Source organism: Mesorhizobium sp. M7A.F.Ca.AU.001.01.1.1 (genome assembly GCF_004022735.1).
GTDB lineage: Bacteria > Pseudomonadota > Alphaproteobacteria > Rhizobiales > Rhizobiaceae > Mesorhizobium > Mesorhizobium ciceri.
Genome location: NZ_RZPF01000262.1, coordinates 1 through 7,788, shown reverse-complemented (window position 1 = coordinate 7,788; position 7,788 = coordinate 1). Strand labels below are relative to the sequence as shown.

Annotated in this window: 4 protein-coding genes; all 4 read left to right on the top strand. The window is 67.5% G+C overall.

Annotation, left to right across the window (positions count from 1 at the left end; genetic code table 11):
• A partial coding sequence (locus tag EN884_RS17410; protein WP_164895032.1) for a phosphotransferase occupies positions 1–868 on the top strand: 868 nt, incomplete at its 5' end.
• Complete coding sequence (locus EN884_RS17405; RefSeq protein WP_013528329.1) at positions 865–1,593, top strand: nucleotidyltransferase family protein; 729 nt, start codon at positions 865–867, stop codon at positions 1,591–1,593. The genes EN884_RS17410 and EN884_RS17405, both read left to right, overlap by 4 nt.
• Positions 1,590–4,724 (top strand): double-strand break repair protein AddB, encoded by a 3,135-nt coding sequence (addB, locus tag EN884_RS17400; protein WP_128360650.1) that lies wholly within the window; start codon positions 1,590–1,592, stop codon positions 4,722–4,724. Before EN884_RS17405 ends, addB begins: the two co-directional genes overlap by 4 nt.
• The coding region (gene addA, locus EN884_RS17395) for a double-strand break repair helicase AddA (protein WP_128360649.1) at positions 4,721–7,788 on the top strand (3,068 nt) is incomplete at its 3' end. The genes addB and addA, both read left to right, overlap by 4 nt.

Here is a 7,788-nt window from a genome sequence, read left to right as displayed (position 1 = left end):
CGCCCACACCGCCCAGTCGGTTTCCGCTTTCGTCGCCATCGACCGCGCCTTAAGGGCAGGCGGCGTCAGCGTTCCGGAAATCCATGCCGAGGACCAGGAGCAGGGATTCCTGCTACTCGAGCATCTTGGCTCGGAAGGGTTCCTCGGCAGCGATGGCCAGCCGCTGCCCGAGCGCTGCGCGGCGGCGGCCGAGCTGCTGGCCATGATGCATGGCAGGACCTGGCCGCAGCGCCTGGAAACAGGGCATGGCGGCTTCCACGATGTCCCGCCTTTCGACCGCGAGGCCATGATGATCGAGGCCGATCTGCTGGTCGACTGGTACGTGCCGGCAATAACGGGCAGCCCGGCAAGCGGTGCCTTGCGCGCCGGCTACCACAAGCAATGGGGCGCGCTCCTCGACCGGCTGCACGGCCGCGAATATACGCTGATGCTGCGCGACTTCCATTCGCCCAACATCATCTGGCGCGGCGACCGTTCAGGGCATGATCGGCTGGGCATCGTCGATTTCCAGGATGCGCTGATCGGCCCGTCCGCCTATGACGTCGCCTCGCTGGCCATGGACGCGCGTGTTACGATGTCGCCCGAGATCGAGAGAAAGACGCTGGATGCCTATGTCGCGGCGCGCCACGCAGCCGGTGCTTTCGACGAGGCAAGCTTCCTGGAATCCTACGCCATCATGGCGGCGCAACGAAATTCCAAGATCCTCGGCATCTTCGTCCGCCTCGAAAAGCGCGACGGCAAGCCCTATTATCTAAAACACCTGCCGCGCATTCGCGATTATCTGCGCCGGGCCTTGTCTCATCCGGCGCTGGCAAGCCTGCGCGAGTTCTACGACGCCCACGGTTTGCTGGAGGAGCGAGCGCTGTGACAGCAGGACCGGACACCGCCATCGTACTTGCCGCCGGCCTTGGCAAACGCATGCGGCCGATTACCGACACCATTCCCAAGCCGCTGGTCAGGATTGCCGGCAAGACGTTGCTCGACTGGAGCCTCGACAGCCTGGCTGCCGCCGGTGTCGCGAAGGCCGTGGTCAACGTCCACTATTTTCCCGAACAGATCCTCGCCCATGTCGCCGCGCGCCGCGCGCCAAAAATCGTCATTTCCGATGAGAGCGAACAACTGCTCGATTCCGCCGGCGGCATCGTCAAGGCGCTGCCGGAACTGGGCGAGCGACCCTTCTACATCCTCAATGCCGACACCTTCTGGATCGATGACGGTCCTCTCAATCTCCAGCGCCTCGCCCTTGCATGGGACGCGGCGAAAATGGATATTCTGCTGATGCTGGCGGATCTCCAACAGGCGACCGGACACTGCGGCAGCACCGATTTCCTGGTGGCGCCGGATGGCGGCTTGCGGCGTTCAAAGGGGGATCCGGCGGGGCTGATCTATGCCGGCGCGGCGATCGTCGATCCGCGCCTGTTCAAGGGCGCACCGGCCGGGCCGCACTCGCTCAACGCCTATTTCGATTCCGCCATCGCCGCAGGGCGCCTGTTCGGCATGCCCATGCATGGCCACTGGATCACCGTCGGCACGCCCGATGCCGTACCGCTCGCGGAAGCGGCGGTCGCCGGTGCGCTCATCGAGTCGCAATGAGCGGCTCCAGCCGCGTTTTCTCGATCCCGCCCGGAGCGCCGTTTCTGCCGACGCTTGCCGAGGCGCTGCTTGCCGGCCGTCTTGCTCCGGGGTTTCGATTCGACGGCGACCCGCTCGCTTTGGCCGATGCCACCATCTATGTGCCGACACGCCGTGCCGCGCGTGCCTTGCGGGGTGTCTTCGTCGACAGCCTGGCGGCACGCGGCGGCGGCGGCTCGGCGATCCTGCCGGTCATCCGGCCACTCGGCGAATTCGACGAGGATGAGGCTGCGTTCGAGACCGAGGCAGCGGCGGCCATCGATCTGGCGCCGCCGATTTCGGCAACCGAACGCCTGTTGCTGCTGACGCCGCTGGTGCGCGCCTGGAAACGCCGGCTGCCGGCGCATGTCGCCGCCCTTTTCGCCGAGGAGATCGTCATCCCGGCTTCCACCGCCGACGCGATCTGGCTGGCGCGCGATCTCGCCCGGCTGATGGACGAGATCGAGACGGAAGGCACCGACTGGGCCAAGCTCACCGATCTGGTGACCGGCAATCTTGCCGGATGGTGGCAGGTGACGCTCGAATTCCTCGGCATCGTCACCGAAGCCTGGCCGAAATTCCTCGCGGAAAGCGACCGCTCCAATCCGGCCGCGCATCGCAGCGCGCTGATCCGCGCCGAGGCGGCGCGGCTGCAGCGCAATCCGCCCGCCGGCCCGGTCATCGCCGCAGGCTCGACCGGCTCGATACCAGCGACGGCCGAATTGCTTGCCGCGATCGCGCGCCTGCCCGGCGGCGCCATCGTGCTGCCGGGTCTCGACCGGACGCTGGACGAAGCGTCGTTCCAGGCGATTGCCGCGCCTGGCGCGCGTCCAGCCGTACTCGGCCACCCGCAATATGGCTTGGCCAGGCTGATCGGCAAGATCGGCGTATTGCGCGGCGACGTCGAGGAGATTGGCGTGGCCGAACCGCGACGTGCGCTTCGCGCTGCCCTTGTCGGCGAAGCGCTGCGGCCGGCCGAAACCACCGAACTCTGGGCCGAGACACGTGCCGGTTTCCCGGCGTCCGACATTGCCGGCGCCTTCGCCGAGGTGACCTTGCTCGAAGCCGCCAGCGAACGTGATGAGGCCGTCGCCATCGCCGTCGCGCTCAAGCGCGCGGTCGAACAGCCCGGCCAAAGGGCGGCTCTCGTCACCGGCGACCGCGCGCTGGCGCGGCGCGTCTCGATCGAGCTCCAGCGCTTCGGCGTCGTTGCCGACGATTCCGGTGGCACACCGCTCGCCAACACTCCGGCGGCCAGCCTGCTCAGGCTGGCGCTCGAGGCACTGTTCCGGCCAGGCGATCCGGTTGGCCTGCTGTCGCTGCTCAAGCATCCGCTGCTCGGCCTCGGCCTCGAACGGGCCGATGTGCGCCACGCGGCGGAGCTGATCGAACTGGTGGCGTTGCGCGGCGGCACAGGCCGCCCCGACATCGTTTCGCTACCGGAACTGTTCGAAGCCCGCCTCACCGGCTTGGGCGGCGGCAGCCGGCAGCCCTTCTGGTTTTCCCGGCTGACCGTGCGCTCTATCGAAACTGCGCGGAATTTGCTCGAACGTCTCAAGCAGGCGCTGGCGCCGCTCGCAGCCTTCCGAGGCCGGGATGACGCCGACCTTGCCGCGCTTGTCAGGGCCAGTGTCGTGACACTCGAAAATCTCGGCCGCATCGCCGACGGCGGCCTTGGCGAACTCTATGCCGGTGACGCCGGCGAGAAGCTTGCCGAACTGCTGCGCGGGCTGGTCGCGGCTTCGGCTTCGCTGTCCTTCGCGGCGACCGAGTGGCCCGACATCATGGCGGCGCTGATCGCGCCTGAAACGGTCAAGCCGGCACAAGGCACCGACCGGAACATCGCCATCTGGGGCGCGCTGGAAGCCCGGTTGCAGACGGTCGACACGCTGGTCATCGGCGGGCTCAACGAGGGCGTATGGCCGCGCAAGCCAGAGAGCGACCGCTTCATGTCGCGGCTGATGAAGACCGGCATCGACCTCGAACCGCCCGAGCGGCGTATCGGCCTTGCCGCGCATGATTTCCAGATGGCCATGGGCGCCGGGAAGGTGGTGCTGTCCCGCTCGGCACGTGCCGGCGATGCACCCGCCGTGCCGTCGCGCTGGCTTCAGCGGCTGCTGACCTTCATCGGCAGCGACCAGGCAGCGGAGCTGCGCCGGCGTGGCGACGAGCTGCTCGCCTGGGCGCGCGCGCTGGATGCCGGCCCAAGGCAGGATTTCGCGCCACGGCCGCAGCCGAAGCCGCCGCTGTCGGTGCGCCCGACGCATTTCTCGGTCACCGAGATCGAGACCCTGCGCCGTGACCCCTACGCCGTCTATGCAAGACGCATCCTCGGCCTGATGCCGCTCGATCCGGTTATTCGCGACCCTGGTGCGGCCGAGCGCGGCACGCTGTTTCACGCCATCCTGCACCTGTTCTCAGGCAGCGTCGCCGATCCGCGCGCTCCCGATGCGCTTGCCGGCCTCATCGCCGCCGGCCGCGCCTGCTTTGCCGAAGCCGCCCTTCCGGCCGACGTCGAGGCGGTGTGGTGGCCGCGCTTCGAGAAACTCGCCGCCAACATCATCGAGTGGGAGCGCACGCGCGCTGATGCTGTGACAAGGCGCCATGCCGAGGAGCGCGCCGGAAAGACCGTTGTCGGCCAGTCCGGCGTGACGCTGTCCGGCTACGCCGACCGCGTCGACCTTCTGGCCGGCGGCATGGCCGACATACTGGACTACAAGACCGGCTCCTCGCCGTCCAAGGCGCAGGCGCACACACTGCTTGCGCCGCAACTGGCGCTCGAGGGCGCGCTGCTCAGGCGCGGCGCCTTCAAGGATTTGGGCGTGCGTGAGCCCTCTCAACTGGCTTTCATCAGGCTGAAGCCGAATGGCGAGGTGTTCGAGGAATCCATCCTCGAACACAACCGCCAGCCGCGGACCGCGACCGATCTTGCCGAAGAGGCCTGGGCACGGCTGGAAAAGCTATTGATCCACTATGCGGACCCTGCGCCCGGGTATCTGTCGCGCGCGCTGCCGTTCCGCGAAGGCGAGACGGATGGCGACTACGACCATCTTGCCCGCGTGCTCGAATGGTCGGCAGGCGGCGATGCCGGCGACGAGGGAGGGGAGGCATGAAGAAGGCCTATCCCATTCCCAGCGACACCGCGACCAGCCAGGCCCGCGCCGCCGACCCCGGCAATTCCGCCTGGGTGTCGGCCAATGCCGGCTCCGGCAAGACCCATGTGCTGGCGCAGCGCGTAATCCGGCTGCTGCTGCGCGGCACCGATCCGTCGAAGATCCTGTGCCTGACCTATACGCGCGCCGCCGCCGCCAACATGTCGAACCGGGTCTTTTCGACACTGTCGGAGTGGACGACGCTTGGTGACGTGGATCTGGCGGCAAAGGTCGAGGCGCTGGAGGGGCGCCGGCCCGATCTCGAGACCATGCGCCGGGCGCGGCGCCTGTTCGCCGAGGCGCTGGAAACGCCCGGCGGGCTGAAGATCCAGACCATTCACGCCTTCTGCGAATCGGTGCTGCACCAGTTCCCGCTGGAGGCCAACATCCCGGCCCATTTCGAGATGCTCGACGGCCAGATGGAGGCATCGCTGTTTGCCGCGGCGCGCCGCGAGATGATTTCGGGCACGTCCGCCGGTGACAGGGATCTGGCCGAGGCTTTTGCCTCCATTCTCGATCGGGGCGGCGAAGCCGGGCTCGACGCCTTGCTGGGTGAGATTGTGCGCAAGCGCGACGGCTTGCGCCATTTCATCGAGGCGGTCGGGCGCGATGGCACGCATTTCCAGGCCCTGTTCGACGAATTCCATTTCCATCCAGGCCAGACGGCCGAGGGCATAGCCGCTTCGGTATGGCCGTTGCCGGGCTTCCTGCCCGACTATTTTGCCGGCTTCGCCCACGCCGCCGAGGCCACCGACGCCAGATCGGTACTGAACAACATCCTGCCCTATGCGCGGCAGGCTTTTGCCGAGGGCGATCCCATTCGCCGCCTGCAACTGCTCGCGCGAGCCTTCCTCAAGACCGATGGCGACGCTTACGACCCGGCAAAGGCCTTCAAGAAGGCCCTGGTCGACCGGTTGCCGGATCTGGCGGAGCGTTATCTCTCGGCCGCCAACGCCATAGTCGAAACCACCGATCGGCTGGCCCTGTTCCGGATGCTTGAAGGCACGGCTGCCGCGCTGACCATCGCCGACTGGCTGATCGCCCGCTACGAAATGCTCAAGCGCAGCCGCGGCTTCCTCGATTTCAACGACCTGATCACCCGCACCGTCAACCTGCTGGCGCGGCCGGACGCCGGCCCCTGGGTGCAGTACAAGCTCGACCAGGGCATCGACCACATCCTGCTCGACGAGGCGCAGGACACCAGTCCGGACCAATGGGAAGTGGTGAAACGGCTGGCGGAGGAATTCTTTGCCGGCTTTGGCGCACGCGACAGGGTCCATCGCACGGTGTTCGCCGTCGGCGACGAGAAGCAGTCGATCTATTCGTTCCAGGGTGCGGCCCCGGACTCCTTCGCCGACAGCCGGCTGTTGTTTGCCGGACGAGTGCGTGACGCCGAGGCGTCCTTCGCCGACCTCAAGCTGACCTGGTCGTTCCGCTCGACCGACGATGTTCTGACCGCGGTCGACCGCGTCTTCGCCGATCCAGCCGTGCGGCGCGGCATCAGTCATGATCCCGATCCGCTTCGCCACCAGGCGATCCGCACCGACGCGCCGGGCTATGTCGAGGTGTGGCCGTCGGTCGGCGCCGATGTTGTCGATGAGCCCGACGACTGGACGCAAGCCATCGACCATGCCCACGCGCCGGCGGTGCGCGTGGCCGAGAACGTCGCCGCCACCATCGCCGGCTGGATCGGCAGTGGCGAAATCATCGAAGGCCGCGGCAAGCGGCTGCGGCCGGGCGATGTGCTGGTGCTGGTGCGCAAGCGCGATCGCTTCGTCCATGCCCTGACCCGCGCACTCAAACGCCGCGACATTCCGGTTGCCGGCGCCGACCGGTTGAGCCTGCCCGGGCACATCGCGGTCAAGGACCTGATCGCGCTCGGTCACCTCCTCATCCAGCCGCAGGACGATTTGTCGCTTGCCGCCGTGTTGCGCAGCCCGATCTTCGATCTGCCGGAAGAGGCGCTTTTCACGCTCGCCGCGCAGAGGCCGGCCGGCCTGTCATTGATCGCATCGCTGCGACAGCACGCCGGCGAAAGCGAGAGACTGGCGAAGATCGTCGCCCAGGTCGACATCTGGACGAACGAAGCCGCGTTTAAGCCAGTGTTCGAATTCTACGCCGCCCTGCTGGCGCGCGATGGCGTGCGCCGCAAGATGATCGCGCGGCTCGGGCCCGAAGCTGGCGATATTCTCGACGAGTTCCTCAGCTTCTGCCTTGCCGAGGAGCGAACCGGCCTGCCGGGGCTGGAAGCCTTCCTGTCGACACTGGAAAACGCCGGTCCCGAGATCAAGCGCGAGATGGACCAGACCCGCGACGAGGTCCGGGTCATGACCGTGCACGCCGCCAAGGGCTTGGAAGCGCCCGTCGTGTTCCTGGTCGATGGCGGTTCCGCGCCGTTCAGCGACCAGCATTTGCCGCGCCTGATGCCCTTCGATGGCTCCGGCGCGAACTGGGACGGCAAGGGCTATCTCTGGCGCTCGGCCAGCGAGGTCGCCAACGGTTTTTCGAAAGCGGCGGCCTCAAGGGCACGGGAACTCGCCGACGACGAATACCGCCGGCTGCTCTATGTCGGCATGACCCGTGCCGAGGACCGGCTGATCGTCTGCGGCTATCATGGCAAGCGGGCGCCGAACGCCGGCACCTGGCACTCGATCGTCAGCCGCGCGCTGATCGGCGCGTCGGAGAGCGAGCAGCGTGCGCATCCCGCCGGCGGCGAGCCGGTGCACCGTTTCCATGTCACCAAGCTGCCCCCCGTCGCGCCAAGTTCCGCCGATCAGCTACGGCAGGCCGACGCTTTCGCGCCTTTGCCGGCGACGCTGTTCCGGCCCTTGCTGCCCTTCGAGGATCTGCCGCGTCCGTTGTCGCCATCGGGCGCCTCGGCGCTGATCGACGAAGGCAAGCAAGCCGTTGTCGACAAGGCGTCGCCGGTGCTCGACGCCGACGCCGAGCCCGGCTTTGCCGTGCTGCGTGGGCTCGCCCTCCACAAACTGCTGCAGATGCTGCCCGGTATTGCCGAGCCCGAACG

Coding starts and splice junctions, on each gene's coding strand:
- addB (WP_128360650.1), top strand. CDS start 1,590: ATGAGCGGCTCCAGCCGCGTTTTCTCGATCCCGCCCGGAGCGCCGTTT.